This is a genomic window from Roseobacter sp. TSBP12 (assembly GCF_009129705.1).
In the GTDB taxonomy this organism is placed as follows: domain Bacteria; phylum Pseudomonadota; class Alphaproteobacteria; order Rhodobacterales; family Rhodobacteraceae; genus Celeribacter; species Celeribacter baekdonensis_A.
Window position 1 is genome coordinate 204,994 of the sequence record NZ_PYIB01000004.1, and the last position, 15,076, is coordinate 220,069.

The 15,076-nt window shown below is 57.7% G+C and carries 15 protein-coding genes and 1 tRNA gene; 5 read left to right on the forward strand and 11 right to left on the reverse strand.

Annotation, left to right across the window (positions count from 1 at the left end; genetic code table 11):
- The first annotated feature begins 37 nt into the window (after positions 1-37).
- Complete coding sequence (locus C8029_RS02020) at positions 38-697, forward strand: hypothetical protein (RefSeq protein ID WP_152002122.1); 660 nt, start codon at positions 38-40, stop codon at positions 695-697.
- A 24-nt stretch (positions 698-721) separates the two neighbouring features.
- Here the strand turns inward: C8029_RS02020 and C8029_RS02025 are convergent, their stop codons facing one another.
- The 5 genes from C8029_RS02025 to purB form a co-directional block, all read right to left on the reverse strand.
- On the reverse strand, positions 722-1,663 hold the full coding sequence (locus C8029_RS02025; protein ID WP_152002123.1) for a lysophospholipid acyltransferase family protein: 942 nt from the start codon (positions 1,661-1,663) through the stop codon (positions 722-724).
- A gap of 7 nt (positions 1,664-1,670) precedes the next feature.
- Positions 1,671-2,570 carry a DMT family transporter gene (locus C8029_RS02030; RefSeq protein WP_152002124.1) on the reverse strand — a complete coding sequence of 300 codons (900 nt, stop codon included), beginning with the start codon at positions 2,568-2,570 and terminating at the stop codon, positions 1,671-1,673.
- An 87-nt stretch (positions 2,571-2,657) separates the two neighbouring features.
- Positions 2,658-3,779, reverse strand: coding sequence for a flagellar motor switch protein FliG (locus tag C8029_RS02035; RefSeq protein WP_339635996.1), 1,122 nt, complete (start codon positions 3,777-3,779; stop codon positions 2,658-2,660).
- A 175-nt stretch (positions 3,780-3,954) separates the two neighbouring features.
- Complete coding sequence (locus tag C8029_RS21940; RefSeq protein ID WP_193217569.1) at positions 3,955-4,119, reverse strand: hypothetical protein; 165 nt, start codon at positions 4,117-4,119, stop codon at positions 3,955-3,957.
- A 75-nt stretch (positions 4,120-4,194) separates the two neighbouring features.
- Positions 4,195-5,499 (reverse strand): adenylosuccinate lyase, encoded by a 1,305-nt coding sequence (gene purB / locus C8029_RS02040; protein WP_107718816.1) that lies wholly within the window; start codon positions 5,497-5,499, stop codon positions 4,195-4,197.
- A 204-nt stretch (positions 5,500-5,703) separates the two neighbouring features.
- Here purB and C8029_RS02045 point away from each other — a divergent pair, with 204 nt between their 5' ends.
- Together C8029_RS02045 and C8029_RS02050 are read left to right on the forward strand one after the other, a co-directional pair.
- Entirely contained in the window at positions 5,704-6,204 is a 501-nt protein-coding gene (locus tag C8029_RS02045; protein WP_009571430.1) for a GAF domain-containing protein, read from the forward strand.
- Positions 6,205-6,263: 59 nt separating this feature from the next.
- Entirely contained in the window at positions 6,264-6,710 is a 447-nt protein-coding gene (locus C8029_RS02050; protein WP_152002125.1) for a DUF6314 family protein, read from the forward strand.
- Between the two features lie 90 nt (positions 6,711-6,800).
- Here C8029_RS02050 and C8029_RS02055 read toward each other — a convergent pair whose 3' ends face one another.
- The 4 genes from C8029_RS02055 to C8029_RS02070 all read right to left on the reverse strand — a co-directional run bounded on the left by C8029_RS02055 (position 6,801) and on the right by C8029_RS02070 (position 9,794).
- Positions 6,801-7,328 (reverse strand): hypothetical protein, encoded by a 528-nt coding sequence (locus C8029_RS02055; RefSeq protein WP_009571428.1) that lies wholly within the window; start codon positions 7,326-7,328, stop codon positions 6,801-6,803.
- A 99-nt stretch (positions 7,329-7,427) separates the two neighbouring features.
- Positions 7,428-7,853 carry a DUF1284 domain-containing protein gene (locus C8029_RS02060; protein WP_009571427.1) on the reverse strand — a complete coding sequence of 142 codons (426 nt, stop codon included), beginning with the start codon at positions 7,851-7,853 and terminating at the stop codon, positions 7,428-7,430.
- A gap of 124 nt (positions 7,854-7,977) precedes the next feature.
- Positions 7,978-9,384 (reverse strand): type I glutamate--ammonia ligase, encoded by a 1,407-nt coding sequence (glnA, locus tag C8029_RS02065; RefSeq protein WP_009571426.1) that lies wholly within the window; start codon positions 9,382-9,384, stop codon positions 7,978-7,980.
- Positions 9,385-9,455: 71 nt separating this feature from the next.
- On the reverse strand, positions 9,456-9,794 hold the full coding sequence (locus C8029_RS02070) for a P-II family nitrogen regulator (protein ID WP_074640546.1): 339 nt from the start codon (positions 9,792-9,794) through the stop codon (positions 9,456-9,458).
- A gap of 262 nt (positions 9,795-10,056) precedes the next feature.
- On the opposite strand from C8029_RS02070, the gene C8029_RS02075 reads away from it, so the two are divergent.
- Positions 10,057-11,631, forward strand: a complete 1,575-nt coding sequence (locus tag C8029_RS02075) for a bifunctional ADP-dependent NAD(P)H-hydrate dehydratase/NAD(P)H-hydrate epimerase (RefSeq protein ID WP_009571424.1) — start codon at positions 10,057-10,059, stop codon at positions 11,629-11,631.
- A 171-nt stretch (positions 11,632-11,802) separates the two neighbouring features.
- On the opposite strand, the gene C8029_RS02080 is transcribed toward C8029_RS02075, so the two are convergent.
- Positions 11,803-12,000: a hypothetical protein gene (locus C8029_RS02080; protein ID WP_009571423.1), complete on the reverse strand. Its 198-nt coding sequence runs from the start codon at positions 11,998-12,000 to the stop codon at positions 11,803-11,805.
- Between the two features lie 272 nt (positions 12,001-12,272).
- Between C8029_RS02080 and C8029_RS02085 the strand changes: the two genes are divergently transcribed.
- Positions 12,273-12,357, forward strand: a tRNA-Leu gene (locus tag C8029_RS02085).
- A 106-nt stretch (positions 12,358-12,463) separates the two neighbouring features.
- Here the strand turns inward: C8029_RS02085 and C8029_RS02090 are convergent.
- Positions 12,464-14,995, reverse strand: coding sequence for a Hint domain-containing protein (locus tag C8029_RS02090; RefSeq protein ID WP_009571422.1), 2,532 nt, complete (start codon positions 14,993-14,995; stop codon positions 12,464-12,466).
- Positions 14,996-15,076 lie beyond the last annotated feature (81 nt).

Below are 15,076 nucleotides of genomic sequence, written 5' to 3' on the forward strand. Positions count from 1 at the left end.
AGACACCCCTTGTCGCGCATCCCACTTTGGAGGTCACATGCCGCTGTTCCGCTTTCTTGCCCTGATTCTCGCTGCTGCACGGACGAAAACTGGCCCTCACGCGTTGGCCACCGCTTGCGCCTGTCTGGGGATGACGCTGTTCAGTGCCGCGCCGGTCTCCGCCGCCTCTGTCGGGTTGAATTCGCCCGAGGCAAAACTGGCGCTCCAAGCCTATTTTGAACAAACGATCCTGCCCTGGCTGTCTGAACCCACACTTCTGGGGGCCATTCGTGATCAAAACGAAACCACCGCCGGTCTGAGTGAGGCCGACATCCTTCAACTTGATAAGACGTGGCGGGCCCAAGTGGGCACAGAGGATCAACCTATGGTCGATCAGGTGATCCACAACAATGTCGCGGATTTTTTCGTCCATAGCATTGCTGACAACGGGGGCATTATTGCCGAGATTTTCATCATGGATGCCAAAGGCCTGAACGTGGCGGCCTCTTTGCCGACGTCGGATTACTGGCAGGGCGATGAGGCGAAATTCCAACAGACATTTTTGGTCGGTATGGATGCCATCCATGTTGGCGATATTGAGTTCGATGCCTCGACAGGCGTGTCACAATCGCAGATTTCGGCCACAATCACCGATCCGGCGACCGGCGAGCCGATTGGTGCGATCACGGTTGGGGTGATTGCCGATATTTTGATGTGAGCTGTTGAGGGCGCCAAAGCGGCCCTATGCCTCGGGCGTTTCGTCTTGCGCATGCGCCATTTCGGCCAATTGGTCTTCCAGACGCTCCGGTTTCCACCGTCGATGGATCCAAAACCACTGTTCCATATGCTGACGGGTCACCGCCTCCAAACTGTCGTTGAGCGCCTGCGTCATCATCTCCGGATCGCCATGCGGAACGGGGGCCTCGACTTGCACCCGGAATGTCAGCCCATCCGGCTGCCGAATGCCATAGATGGGCACCAAAAGCGCATCATATTTCAACGCCAGTTCGGCCGCGGACAAAGCGGTGCGGGCGGGTTTGCCGAAAAACGTCAAAATCGGCCCGGCATGGACATAGACATCCACCAAGAACCCAATCATCCCGCCGGATTTCAAATGGGCCAGCAATTTGGCATAGCCTTTGCGTCCGCGCGGGAACAGCGGCTGACCGATGGTGCCAATCGCCTTGACGTAATGGGCGTTATAAAACTTGTTTTTCATCGGGTTATAGAGCGATCCAATGTCATAGCCTTTGGCAATCAACGCAGCGCGGGGGACGTCGTAATTGCCAAAATGCCCGGTCAAAAGGATCACCGGCCGCCGCGCAATGCGGGCCTGTTCAATGATTTCAACGCCGGGGCCCTCAAAGGTGACATCCTTCATCCGGTCGATGAAATCCACGCCGGAATAAATCTCGATCAATGTGCGACCGGCATTGTCCGCCACGGCACGCGTCAGCCGTTTGACCTCAGATTCTGGCAGTTCGGGCATCACATGCGCCAGATTTTCGCGCACCCGCCGATTATATCCGGCCAAGGGTGCCACCACATGCGCCATCACCCAGCCCATCATCCGCACGCGCGTTTGATAGGGCAGTGCGAGTGCGGCACCCAAAACCCCACGGATCAGCAGATTTTCAAGGTACTGTCCCAAGGACCCCTCGACATCGGCGCGTTTGATTTTCATGGCAGGCTCACTTTGGGGGCAGGTTTACAGTCGGAGAGACGCGGCTCTGTTTCTCGCGGTGCCAGACATAAAGCCCGGCCGCCACGATCACAAGAGCGCCGACCACAGTCCAAAAATCGGGCAGTTGGTGAAAGAAAACCATGCCCCAGCCCGAGGCCGCAAGCAATCCGGCATAGGAAAACGGCGCGATGGCGGAGGCCTCCGCCGCCGCATAGGCCCGGATCATCATCCATTGCCCAACCGCGCCGAGCGCGCCCATCACAGCCATCAATATCAGTGCCTCGCTGCTCGGAGCAATCCAGCGAAACGGGACAATCAGGCTCATGATCGCGGTGCAGATCAGACCGGAATAGAGCAGGGCGGTGAACGGGTTTTCCTTGAGGCCGATGTAGCGTGTCGACAGGGCATAGCCCGCCAAACAGACCGCCGACCCCAAGGGCCAAAGCGAGGCGAAAGAAAACACCGCGGCCCCAGGTCGGATGATGATCAACGCGCCGATCAGGGCCGCGATGATCCCCATAATGCGGCGCGCGCCAACGGTTTCGCCCAAAAGAACCGCGGCCCCCAGTGTGATCAAGACAGGGGCCAGATCGGCCACGGCGGTGGCTTCGGCCAGCCCTTGGGTTTTCAGCGCTGCGAAAAAACATGCGGCGGCCGTGAGTTGCAGGAGCCCGCGCAGAATTTGGAGGTTTGGATGTTGGGTTTTGAGCAAGGTTCTGAGCCTTGGCGCAAAAAGCACCACCAAAATCAACAATTGCCCGCCGTATCTGGCCCACAGGATTTGCGACAGGTCGATCTCCCCGCTCAACCGTTTGGCCACGGCATCCATCAGTGAGAAAAATGTCACCGAGGTGAGCATGAAAAGAATGCCGCGTGACTGCGCGGTGAGAGTTGAGAACCATATCATGGCGTGACGCTAGGTCTGAGGATCGGATTTGTCCATATGGTCCAAATGCAATGGGCATTTGCATCAGGGACGGTCGACCTGCGCAGCTTACTCTTCGTCGCCGGTCAAAAGGAAAATCTCCCCAGTGGATTCGAGGTCACGGATGACGGCAACAACGGCGTTCATGGCCTCCTCGGCATCCGATTCTTTGACCTTGCCGAGGGTGTCGATTTCTTCGCGCAGGCCATCAGCCATGCGTTTGGACATGTTGGACAAGATAAAGTCGGTGGAGGCCGCCGCTTCGCCCGTGGCCCCCGCGAGGGCTTTGATCAGCATGTCTTGTTCAACCCCGCGTACCACTTTGGCGACATCTCGGCCATCAATACGGGTGGCGATATTGGCAAAGGTAAAGATATTGCGCCGCACTTCTTCGGCAAAGGCTTTATCGGTCTCATCCAAGCCCTCAAGCACCCCGTCACGGGTGGCGGAACTGGAGAAATTGAGGATCGCGCCGACCCGTTCGGGCGGGTGGTCGGCAAAGGCTTGCGGCGGTTGGGCGTCCAGTTGCGAGGCGATGGAAATGCCGATGCGTTGAACCACGGCCGGAGAGATCGAAGAGGTCAGAGAAATGGCATAGGCGATGCGGCGCGCACGTTCACCCGGTAACATCGACATCAACTGTGCCGATTTTGAGACTTTGAGTTTGGACAAAAGCACCGCGCCGACTTCGACGCTTTCCTCTTGCAGCACAGGCATCAGGCGGGAAATGTCGATGTCGGAAATGCGCTCCCACGGATCACCGGTCAAAGAAAACCCGGCATTTTTACGCAGTTTTGAGGCGGTGGTGGCCGAGATCGTACCATCCAAGACATTGAGCGCGCCCTCAAGCCCGCCGGGGAAGGACAGGCCAATGGCCTCAAGCTCCTCTAAGAATTCTTCGACGACAGCGGCCAGCGTGTCCTTGTCGATATAGCGCAGATCGGTCAGTTGATGGGCCAATTCGACTTGCATTTCCTCGGGAAAATGGGCCAAGGGCAATTTGATGTCCTGAGCGGCGAGCAGTTTGACGATGACCGCGGCTTTCGCGCGTTTGGACAGTTTGGCGGGCATCCGCGAGATGGGCGAGGGCATGTCAAACCCGCCCATATCTCCCATGTTGCCAAAATCGCCGATCGACCCGAGGTCAGGAAGAGACCCCATGTCATCCGAAATTTGAGGAAATCCTGCCACGCGCGCCTCTTGATTTGGGTGTTTGGTGATTCACCGAAGTACGGGGCTACATTGGGCGATCAACCTTAACGCAACGCTACCAGATACGGGTCAACGGCCCGATTGCGCAGGATTTTATCTAAATTTTGATCTGTGATTGACCGGCGGCCAAACTCAAGCCCGCGTCACGCCAAAATCAGCCCATCACCTGTTCGACGCAGGTACCGATTTTACTGTCCCAGACGAGCCCTTCGGCACAGGAGGCCAGTTTTTGTTCGTGCGGGCAGGTGCGGTCCTGAGCCCAAACCGGACTGGATAGGGACATCAGGCAGGCGAGGGCGGTGAAGCTGCGTTTCAACATAAAACTCTCCCAAAAGCGGTGGCCTTTGGGAGAGCATATCACAGAATCAGCCGGTTTTGGAGCGTCGGGCGTCGCTTAGGCGCCAAACACCCGTTTGAAAATCGTGTCGACATGTTTGGTGTGATAATCCATGTCGAATTTCTCGTTGATGCCGTCGACGCCTAAGGCGGCCACAACCTCTTCGTCAGCCAAGAGGAGGTCACGGAAATCCAGACGCTCTTCCCAAACTTTCAGCGCGTTGCGTTGCACCATGGAATAGGCGTTTTCACGCGACACGCCGGCTTGAGTCAGAGCCAGAAGCACACGCTGGCTCATCACGAGGCCGGGGAATTTGTTCATGTTGTCGAGCATGTTGTCCGGGAAGATCAACATTTTTTCGACCACACCGGCCAGACGGTTGAGGGCAAAATCGAGCGTCACGGTGGCGTCCGGGCCAATGCCGCGTTCGACGGAGGAATGCGAGATGTCGCGTTCATGCCAGAGTGCCACGTTTTCCATCGCGGGGATTACGGTCATGCGGACGAGACGGGCAAGACCGGTGAGGTTTTCGGTCAACACCGGGTTTTTCTTATGCGGCATGGCCGAGGAGCCTTTTTGCCCCGCGGAGAAAAACTCGGCCCCCTCAAGGACCTCGGTGCGCTGCATGTGGCGGATCTCGATGGCAACGTTTTCAATCGAAGACGCGATGACCCCCAAGGTGGCAAAGAACATGGCATGACGGTCACGCGGAATGACCTGGGTGGAGATCGGTTCGGGTTTGAGGCCGAGTTGCGCGCAGACATGCTCTTCGACGGCTGGGTCGATATTGGCAAATGTGCCGACCGCACCGGAGATGGCGCCGGTGGCCACCTCTTCACGGGCGGACTGAAGGCGGGCCTTGTTGCGGTCCATCTCAGCATAAAAACGGGCAAAGGTCAGACCCATCGTGGTGGGTTCTGCGTGGATGCCGTGGGAGCGACCAACACGGACGGTCATCTTGTGCTCAAGCGCACGGGTTTTCAGCGCGGCGAGCAATTTGTCCATATCCGCCAAAAGGATGTCGGCGGCGCGCACAAGCTGGACGTTCAGGCAGGTGTCCAAAACGTCGGAGGAGGTCATGCCCTGATGCACGAACCGGGCCTCATCAGAGCCGACATGTTCGGCCAGATGGGTGAGAAAGGCGATGACATCATGCTTTGTGACAGCTTCGATCTCGTCAATGCGGGCGACATCGAATTCGACATCTTTGGCTTTCCAGACGGCGTCGGCGTTTGCCTGCGGGATCACGCCGAGCTTGGCCTGCGCATCACAGGCGTGGGCCTCGATCTCGTACCAGATTTTGAATTTGGTGGCGGGTTCCCAGATGTCGACCATCTCTTTGCGGGAGTAACGGGGGATCATGGCAGTCCTTTCGTGTACGCAAACGCTCGCGCGCCTCATACGCGTCTGAGGGGCCAAGAGCAAGTCTATGCGCATCCGGCAGGTGTGACCATGCATGAGGATCATATACAAGGAAACGATCAAATCGCTTTGGGGTTTGGGCAAGAACGTGGTATCTTGTTGGGGTGACGTGTGAATGGTGTGGATGGGAAGTGGACAAGCGCTGTGTTTGATTTTGCCGACCCCAAGCTGATGAGGTTTGCGCAGCAGCTGCATGACGAGATTCTGCCCTCCGGGGTGGTGATTTTTCGTGCCCGTGCCGGCGAAGTCGCGCCGAATCTTGAGGTTTTGGCCAACACCAGTCACCCCGTGGACCGGAAGCTGGACACATTGCTCGTGCCCCGTCTGACCATTGGCCATCTTGTGATCGAGATGAACCATGAATTGATCATCGACGATACGCTCTCTCATCCGCTGGTCAAAGACAGTGATGCGGTCACCGAAATGGGGATCATGGCCTATATCGGCGTGCCCTATCGTCTGAACGGACAGGCGGTTGGCGGCGTGTCCGTGGTGCATCAACATCGCCGCCAATGGGCCAGCGAACATATTCAGGCCGTGCGCGATGTGGCGCGACAATTGGATATTATTGTTGCGGACCGACATGCGCGTGGTCTGGTTGGTGCGGCCTTGCCAGACGTCAGCATGGATTCGCCCTTGCCGTGATCCGGTGTGGCCTCTCTCATCTCCTTTGATCCTGTGTGCGCCCGCGCTATAGAGGAGACATGACGCTTCAGCTTGCCGATTTTACAGGACTTTGGACGATCTCGCGCCAGATCGACGACCGCCGTGCCGCCTCTGGACAGGGTGCGGCACGGCTTGCGGGAACATGTGATTTTACCTTGGATTCAGAAGGGCTTATGCAAGAGGAACGCGGGCTTTTGTACATGCCCGGCGTCGACACACCGTTTGAGGCGGCCCGCCGTTATCTCTGGCGCGCAGAAGGCGCTTTGATCACGGTGTTTTTTGACGATGGCCGATATTTTCACAGTTTCGATCCGTGCCAAACCCATCCCGAGGCTTACCATGATTGCACCCCGGATCGCTACGAGGTGCGCTATGATTTTTCGAAGTGGCCGATTTGGCGGGCGCGTTGGCGCGTGATCGGCCCGCGCAAGGATTACGTCAGCGTGACCGAATATTGGCGCGCGCCTCGGGCGGTGCTGGATTAAACGGTACAGCGTATTGAATGCGTGGGCCGGGGGCACAAGCGCCATGATCGCTTTCCGGTCGCGCTGTCCTTTTGCTTTGTGTCAAACGCTTTAGTCGGCATGCTGCGGGGCGGGGCCGGGGGGCGGGACGCGGATATAGTCGGGGGCCTCTGCCAACAGGGCGGGCTGTGCCGGCTCGGGCGCATCCACTTCGGCCTCAGCCGTCGAAAATCTACTCATGCCGCGTTTCGGCACCGGGTTGAGTGCCAGTGGTGGCGGACTTTTGCCCGCATCATAAAGCCGAATGCCATAGGTTTGCGCAGTGCTGCCATAGATATAGAGATCACGCGGGCCCAGAACGCTGCCATTCGGCCATGTCGGGTGACCATTGTTGATGTCGCCCGTCAAAATATGCTGATCGCGTTGCCACAACAGATGATAGCGCTGGCTGGCATAGAAAAAGACCCGCATGAATTTATCCGCCGGGTGGGTGAAGCTGTGCCACGGGATCGGGATGTCGCAGGTCACGACGCCGCCTTTCGGCAGGGTCAACACATCGCCGCGTTCAAACTGACGGATTTCGATGGATGAGTTGCTGTGATTGACGACTTTCGTCACTCTGGTGATTTCTAAAACCATGATTACTCCCCCTTAAGATATGTTCATCAGGCCAAGGCGCAATATCGGTTTCAAGGGGAATTTCGCCCGGAGAGTAAAGGGCGGACAGGGGGCCGTTGCTCAGAGGGCCCCCGTCAACCGCACGCCCGCAAAGCCGCCCTGCGCCACATCCGTGCACAGATCGGCCCAGTCGCACCCTTGGCAGGCGATGCGGACATGCCCACTGGCAAACCCCGCCCTCAGTTGCGAAAGCCGGGTGGCATTCAGGGTCAGCCTTACCCCGACCGTGATCTCAAGCCCCAGCCAAGCCCCCGCATCGCGCGCCGCCAAGGCATCGCGCGCGCCCACGCTGTCCCCATGACAATGCGCGCCGTCCTCAGTCAAAAGCGGCGCGCAAATGTCATCCGGCCCGTCCACGATTTCAATTTCCTCTCCTTCGGACATCCGCCCAGCGATCCGGTCATAGTTTTGAACAAAATCAGGGGAATACCCTTTGCCCACATAGGTGAGCAGGCACAAAAGGTGATGCGGGCGGAGATGGATCATGTGCCAATCATGGTGGAGCGTGGTTCGGGACGCAAGATGTGCCCAAAGTTTTGGCGTTAAAAGACCTCAAAAGAAAAGGGCCCCCGAAGGAGCCCTTTCCAAATCTTTATACAACCGACTGCGATTAGCAGGAGTAGTACATTTTGTACTCGATCGGGTGCGGTGTGTGCTCGTAGGCGTACACTTCTTCCCATTTGAGGGCCATGTAGCCTTCAAGCTGGTCTTTGGTGAACACGTCGCCAGCCAGCAAGAAGTCCATGTCGGCTTCCAGCTCTTCAAGTGCTTCGCGCAAGCTGCCGCAGACCGTCGGGATCGCGGCCAATTCTTCTGGCGGCAGATCGTAGAGGTCTTTGTCGGACGAGGGGCCCGGATCGATTTTGTTTTTGATGCCGTCGAGGCCAGCCATCAACAGGGCCGCAAAGCACAGGTACGGGTTGGCAGACGGGTCGGGGAAACGAGCTTCGACGCGTTTGGCTTTGGGGGATTCCGACCACGGAATACGCACACAGCCCGAGCGGTTGGATGCGGAATACGCCCGCAGAACCGGAGCTTCGAAGCCCGGGATCAAGCGTTTGTAGGAGTTGGTGGACGGGTTGGTGATCGCGTTCAACGCTTTGGCATGTTTCAAGATGCCGCCGATGAAATACAGCGCCTCTTGCGACAGATCCGCATATTTGTCGCCTGCGAACAACGGTTTACCGTCTTTCCAGATCGACATGTTGACGTGCATCCCGGTGCCGTTGTCGCCAGACATCGGTTTCGGCATGAAGGTCGCGGATTTGCCATAGGCATGGGCGACGTTGTGCACGACGTATTTGTATTTCTGGATCTCGTCCGCCTGTGTGGTCAGCGTTCCGAAGATCAGACCAAGCTCATGCTGACAAGAGGCCACCTCGTGGTGATGCTTATCCACTTTCATGCCCATATTGGCCATGGTGGTCAGCATTTCGCCACGAATGTCCTGAGCGTCATCAATCGGGTTGACCGGGAAATAGCCGCCCTTGATGCCCGGACGATGGCCGGTGTTGCCCATTTCGTATTCGGTGTCGGAGTTCCACGCACCGTCAAGCGCGTCGATCTGGTAGGACACTTTGTTCATCGACACGGAGAATCGCACATCGTCGAACAGGAAGAATTCAGCTTCCGGGCCACAGTAGAAGGCGTCACCGATGCCGGAGGACTTCAGATAGGCTTCGGCTTTTTGTGCGGTGCCGCGCGGGTCGCGCTCATAGGCTTCGCCAGTGTCGGGTTCGACCACGGAGCAATGCACGCACATGGTTTTTTCCGCGTAGAACGGGTCGATATAAACCGAGTCCGGGTCCGGGATCAGTTTCATGTCGGATTTGTCGATGGATTTCCAACCGGCGATCGACGACCCGTCGAACATAAACCCGTCTTCAAAAAAGCCTTCATCGATTTCGGTGTAGCGCAGTGTGACGTGCTGCAGCTTGCCGCGCGGATCGGTGAACCGCACGTCGACGTATTGAACGTCTTCGTCTTTGATGGTCTGGAGAACGTCTTGGATGCTCATTGTGACCTTTTCCCTCTGAGTTAGAAAACATGAATTGACATGAGGGCAGTTCACTCCGCCCCATGCCCCCCTTACAACGCGTCTTGGCCAGACTCGCCGGTGCGGATACGAATGGCTTGTTCGACCGGAGAGACGAAAATCTTGCCGTCACCGATCTTGTCGGTTTTTGCCGCCGCAACAATCGCCTCAATCGCGCTGTCGACCTGATCGGCGGCCAGCACAACTTCGATTTTCACTTTCGGCAAAAAGTCCACGACGTATTCTGCACCGCGGTACAGTTCTGTGTGGCCCTTTTGGCGCCCGAACCCCTTCACCTCGACGACCGAAAGACCCTGAACGCCAATGTCTTGTAGCGCCTCTTTCACTTCGTCGAGCTTGAAGGGCTTGATGATCGCTTCGATCTTTTTCATCGACCTTCGACTCCCTAAACTTGGTTCGCTGACTGTCAGACCATTTCTCATCTGCCGCCACAATCGACTAGGCTGGACTAAGCGAGAAAGCCCCACAGGATTCGCATGGCTCTGCTTATAATTTGTGCGATGAGAGTTTAAAATGTGCAAAAATAAAACTTTTGAGGAAAACTATGGCGGAACTTTTGACCAGTGCCCAAATGCGCGCCATTCCCACTGCGCCTTCAGGCGCGGTCGCACCAGTTGAGCGGAGGCCAAAACGATGACCGAACTTCTGACATCGGCCCAAATGCGCGCCATTGAACAGGCCGCGATTGCCTCCGGGTCGGTCACCGGACTGACCCTGATGGAACGCGCCGGGCAGGGTGTCGTGGACGCCATCCTGGACGAATGGCCCGAGCTTGCCCTGAGTTCTTATAAAGCTGTCGTGCTCTGTGGTCCCGGCAACAATGGCGGCGACGGATTTGTCATCGCCCGCCTCCTGAAACAGCGCGGCTGGGGCGTGGAGGTGTTTCTCTATGGCGACCCCGAAAACCTCCCGCCGGATGCGCGGGTGAATTATGAGCGGTGGGGGGGAATGGGGGGCGTGTCGCCCTGTGAGGATGAAGCGTTTGATGGGTCATTTCCGACAGATGATCAGCCGACCATTGTGGTCGATGCGCTTTTTGGCACGGGTCTTACGCGACCCTTTTTGTCATGCCGACATCTCTCAATGTTGCTTAACACCTGCCAGAGCCATTGGGAGGTGCGGCATAGTGGGCCGCGCGTTGTTGCCGTAGATGTGCCAAGTGGATTATGTGCTGACTCTGGAAAATGGCTGGGGGACGATCAGCCATTAGATTTTGCGAACGTCGCAAATCTTACGGTCTCGTTTCATTCAAAGAAATTGGGTCACGTTTTGGCGGATGGCCCTCAGTGCTGCGGCAAAACGGTCGTCGCGGAGATTGGATTGAGACATGCAATGGAGCCCTCGTACGTTCTTTCGATCAATCATAGTTCGCAACCAGATTTTCTGACAAAACGGGCGAGCCAACACAAATACACCCATGGTCATGCCCTCGTCCTCTCTGGCCCCTCGGGCAAAACCGGTGCGGCGCGTCTCGCCGCCCGTGCGGCCCTGCGGGTCGGGGCGGGGCTTGTGACCCTTGGTACAGCTCATGAGGCTCTGATTGAAAATGCGGCGCATTTGACCGCCATTATGCTCGCGGAGATTGATGGGGCTGAGGCGCTGACCGAAACGCTCAAAGACAGCCGTATCAACGCATTTTGCGTCGGTCCGGGCTTTGGTGTTGATCGGGCCGGGGCGTTTCTACCTGTTCTGCTGGCCGCCAAGCGTCCTACGGTGCTTGATGCCGATGCGCTCACGGCGCTCTCGCAGGACGAAGGCCTGTTTGCCGCCCTACATGACACATGCGTCCTCACGCCCCACGCCGGGGAATTCAAACGGCTGTTCCCGGACATTGCCGCCAAACTCGACGCGCCCGCCACCACAGGTCCGGCCTATTCCAAACTCGATGCCACCCGTGAGGCCGCCAAACGCGCCGGGAGCGTGGTTTTGTTCAAAGGCCCCGATACCGTGATCGCCTCTCCCGATGGCCACGCTACCGTCAACGCCGCCGTGTATGAGCGGGCCGCCCCATGGCTTGCCACTGCCGGGTCTGGCGATGTGTTGGCCGGGATCATCACCGGGCTTTTGGCGCGTGGGCACTCCCCGCATCAAGCCGCCGAGACCGGCGCCTGGCTTCACACCGAGGCCGCGCGCAGCTTTGGCCCCGGTTTGATCGCGGAAGATTTGCCAGAGGAATTGCCGAAGGTGTTTCGTCAGCTTGGGCTATGAGTATTTGGGCTGCAATGAAGGATGCGGCACATTCTTTCAGGCTTTCGGGTCCAAATCCGCAAAATCCGGGGCGGTACAACAGCAAGACACGAAAAAGCGCGCCTGAAAGAGAGGTCTCTTTCTAAGGCGCGCCGAAAAATACGTCACTTTTGTCAGGAATTCGGCCGAAGATCAGGCGGCGAAGGGCAATCCGCTCTCGCTCATCACCAAAATGCCACCCGCGTAAATCGCTTCTTCGCGCTCAAATACCAATTTGAATCGTTTCGGCGCCAGCGTGTCGATGTCGCGCAACCGACGCATTCCGGCGCGGGTGATGATCCGATCACCCGGTTCAAGGTATTCAACGGGCAGGATGCCATCAGCTGTCATAACCTCAGTCCCCATGGGCAAGCCATTGGCGTAATTGGATAAAATGTCCTGCACGCGAAGTCGCTGAGGCGGAGTCCTCCCCTCATTACGCTCATTCTCGTGCCCGCTGCCGTTATCGGTCATGTCAGGGCCTTATTATGCTACTGCCTCAGTACTATGACCCAGAATATGGTAATATTTGGTTACGGGATAGGATTTTTTATGATTTGCCCCGCGATACCCGTATTTTGTGGCTGGCATCGGGGGGGGCAGTTTGCTAATTGAAGCGCCACGCGGGTGTGGCGAAATTGGTAGACGCACTAGATTTAGGTTCTAGCGCCGCAAGGCGTGGGGGTTCAAGTCCCTCCACCCGCACCAAACACGTTCCTATGGAAAGTGCAGACCATCCCCAAAATTTGTTCATGACGTGTAGACGCGGTCGAGATTTGTTGGCTTGAACGCACCAGATTTCCATTCAGTGGCTTTAGGCGACCAAAAGTCCCGCCTCATGTGCTTTGAGGCATTTGCGTGCGGTGTCGCCATGGCCTGAGGGCAGGGCGCGCAGCTCTGGGAACAGGCCAAATAGCTCGTCGCGCGCTGCATCTGCCACGCCGGTGAGCGAGTAATCCGAGACGTGGAAACTTTCGGAGGGGGCGTCTTCGGCAAAGATCACCTCATGGGCGTCAAACATCAGGTGGTAATAGGTGACAATCCCGCCGATACGGCGCCGGATCGTGCTGTCATTGATCAGGTGCTTGGCGGCAGCAAAGACCTCGGAGGCACCAAAATGCATCTCCGCCTGCCAGCCTTTCAGCAGCATCCGGTGCTGGGGCGAGACGATCAGGGTGTCGGAATTGCCCAAAGCGCCTTTGGCAATCTCGATCGGGGCAAACCGGCCGACGGCGGGGACTTCGCGCGCGCCAATCCAGCGCAGCGGTTGCGGGCCATGATCGAGCGTCAATACCAGATCACCGAGCTTCAGGTCTTCGACCCGACGCGGGCCATAGGGTGTGGCCACGCGGGTGCCTTTGCCAAAGCAAATCACGGTTTCGATGTTGGAGAAATTGATGACTGTGCCATCGACCAATGTCAGGGAGCCACTTTCGGGATCGACCGCGTCGTAGACAATTGAGCCGTGCACGAAATTGGAGCCCAACTGAGACAGGTCCAACACATCGCCCGCACCACTGTCACCGGTTTCAGAGCCGACGATATTGATCGCATTGCCGTCCAACTGCGACGGGTCGAGGATGATCGTGTCATTGCCCTCGCCGCCGGTGATCGTGTCGCCGCCACCGGCGTAGATCGTATCGTCGCCGTCGCCGCCATCAATCAGATCGGCCCCTGCGCCGCCAATGATCGTGTCATTGCCCGTGCCGCCATAAAGTTCGTCGTCACCGCCAGCGCCATCGAGGTAATCATTGCCCGCACCACCATAAAAGACGTTGGTATAGCTGTTGGCACCGTCGGTGCTTTGGCCGTCGAAGCCGGTCAAAGTGTCGTCAAACTCCGACCCGATGATGCCATCAATGCCGGAGCCAGTGTCGCCCGTCGCATCGCCGCCGGAGTAGGTGCCGGTTGCCAGATTGACGCTCACCCCCGCGCTTGAGGCGGAGTAATCAACGGTGTCCTGACCGGAGCCACCACTCATACTGTCGCTGCCTGCGCCGCCGATGAATGTGTCATCGCCTGTGCCGCCGTCCATCGTGTCGTCGCCAGCGCCGCCGATCAGCATGTCATTGCCGTCTTCGCCAAAGAGCGCGTCATGGCCGTCACTGCCATCAAGGACATCATTGCCGGTGCCAGCGTAGACCGTGTCGTCGCCAAGACCCGCGTCAATCGTGTCATCGCCTGCGCCCGCGTCGATCACATCGTCATAATCGGCATAGATCGCATCAAAAGTGACGTCAGAAATATTGACGCCCTGATATCCGGTGTCGGCATTGCCATAGGTGATGGTAAACGACGAGACAGGCCCTGAGATTTCGACCAAGATCGCGCCGTTTGCGTTTCCGGCGGTGATCCCGGTGGCATCTGCGGTGCCGGTGGCCGTGTCGCCCGAAACGGAGACGGCCCCTTCGGAGGTGATCGTGACCGCAACGGGATTGCCGTCGGCATCAACCGCCGTGATGGTGATCGTATCCGTGAAACTGTAAACGTCGAGATCACTGATCCGGAAAGAGACATTTTGCACCTCGTCGGCCATAGCCCCGGTCGCAGAGGAGAAATCGAAGGTCAGGCTGGAGGTGTCAGAGCCGCCGCCAGGACTGTTGTCGCCCAGCAAAAGCACCGAGCTGTCCCGGTCGAAATCGCTGTTTTCGGTGTAAAGGGTTTCATTTGATATGGTGGCAGACTGGCCCGGTCCCAGGTCGGTATAGCTGACATCAACTTGCACACCGTTGATGTCGGTCGACAGGCCACCCGCAATCGAACTGCCGTCTGAGCCGAGGGTTTCCCAACTGAACGTGCTTTCAACCGCGATGCCCTGATCCACCATTTCACCTTGGGGGTCTTGGGTGGTGGTGCTGTTGATCGTGTCGTCGCCCGCGGTGCCTTCGATGATCCCATCGGTGTAATCGGCATAGCTGAACACCTGATCCGGGGTTGAATCCGTGGCATCGGGCAGGGCGTCATAGGCGACGACCTGATAGGTATGTCCCGGAATCAGCGGCGATTCAGACAGGGTATATGTGCCTGCCGCCGCCCCATTTTCGACATCGAGGGAGGCGATTTGAAACACTTCGCCCGTGGTCATGTCCTTGACGGTCCAAACGGCTTCGGCGTCAATATTCGATCCGGTGGAGGTGTTCGCCCCTACGGTCACGGTGCCAGTTGTGCCGCTTTCCCCGGCATTGTCGTCGGTCAGCGCCGTTTGATTGACGCCTGTGCCCGTGTCGTTGATCAACGCCGAGCCTGCGGCCACGCTGGGGCCAGCATAGGTGAATGTCGATCCGGTCGAGGTCGACATAAAGCTCGTCGGGGTGATCGTATAAAAATTCAGGTCATAGACGGCCATGGGAGTCCACTGGGTACGAGGTCAAAATCCAACGCCCGCACAAAGCATGCGTTTCAGCACACCTTTGCGGATCTTGGTTAA

Excerpts from the sequence above, each read along its gene's own strand:
- C8029_RS02070 (WP_074640546.1), bottom strand. The coding sequence starts at position 9,794 with ATGAAAAAGATCGAAGCGATCATCAAGCCCTTCAAGCTCGACGAAGTG.
- C8029_RS02020 (WP_152002122.1), top strand. The coding sequence starts at position 38 with ATGCCGCTGTTCCGCTTTCTTGCCCTGATTCTCGCTGCTGCACGGACG.
- C8029_RS02080 (WP_009571423.1), bottom strand. The coding sequence starts at position 12,000 with ATGACAGCTGATGGCATCCTGCCCGTTGAATACCTTGAACCGGGTGAT.
- C8029_RS02025 (WP_152002123.1), bottom strand. The coding sequence starts at position 1,663 with ATGAAAATCAAACGCGCCGATGTCGAGGGGTCCTTGGGACAGTACCTT.
- purB (WP_107718816.1), bottom strand. The coding sequence starts at position 5,499 with ATGATCCCCCGTTACTCCCGCAAAGAGATGGTCGACATCTGGGAACCC.
- C8029_RS02060 (WP_009571427.1), bottom strand. The coding sequence starts at position 7,853 with ATGATCCATCTCCGCCCGCATCACCTTTTGTGCCTGCTCACCTATGTG.
- C8029_RS02030 (WP_152002124.1), bottom strand. The coding sequence starts at position 2,570 with ATGATATGGTTCTCAACTCTCACCGCGCAGTCACGCGGCATTCTTTTC.
- C8029_RS21940 (WP_193217569.1), bottom strand. The coding sequence starts at position 4,119 with ATGTTGAAACGCAGCTTCACCGCCCTCGCCTGCCTGATGTCCCTATCC.
- C8029_RS02075 (WP_009571424.1), top strand. The coding sequence starts at position 10,057 with ATGACCGAACTTCTGACATCGGCCCAAATGCGCGCCATTGAACAGGCC.
- glnA (WP_009571426.1), bottom strand. The coding sequence starts at position 9,384 with ATGAGCATCCAAGACGTTCTCCAGACCATCAAAGACGAAGACGTTCAA.
- C8029_RS02090 (WP_009571422.1), bottom strand. The coding sequence starts at position 14,995 with ATGGCCGTCTATGACCTGAATTTTTATACGATCACCCCGACGAGCTTT.
- C8029_RS02050 (WP_152002125.1), top strand. The coding sequence starts at position 6,264 with ATGACGCTTCAGCTTGCCGATTTTACAGGACTTTGGACGATCTCGCGC.
- C8029_RS02055 (WP_009571428.1), bottom strand. The coding sequence starts at position 7,328 with ATGGTTTTAGAAATCACCAGAGTGACGAAAGTCGTCAATCACAGCAAC.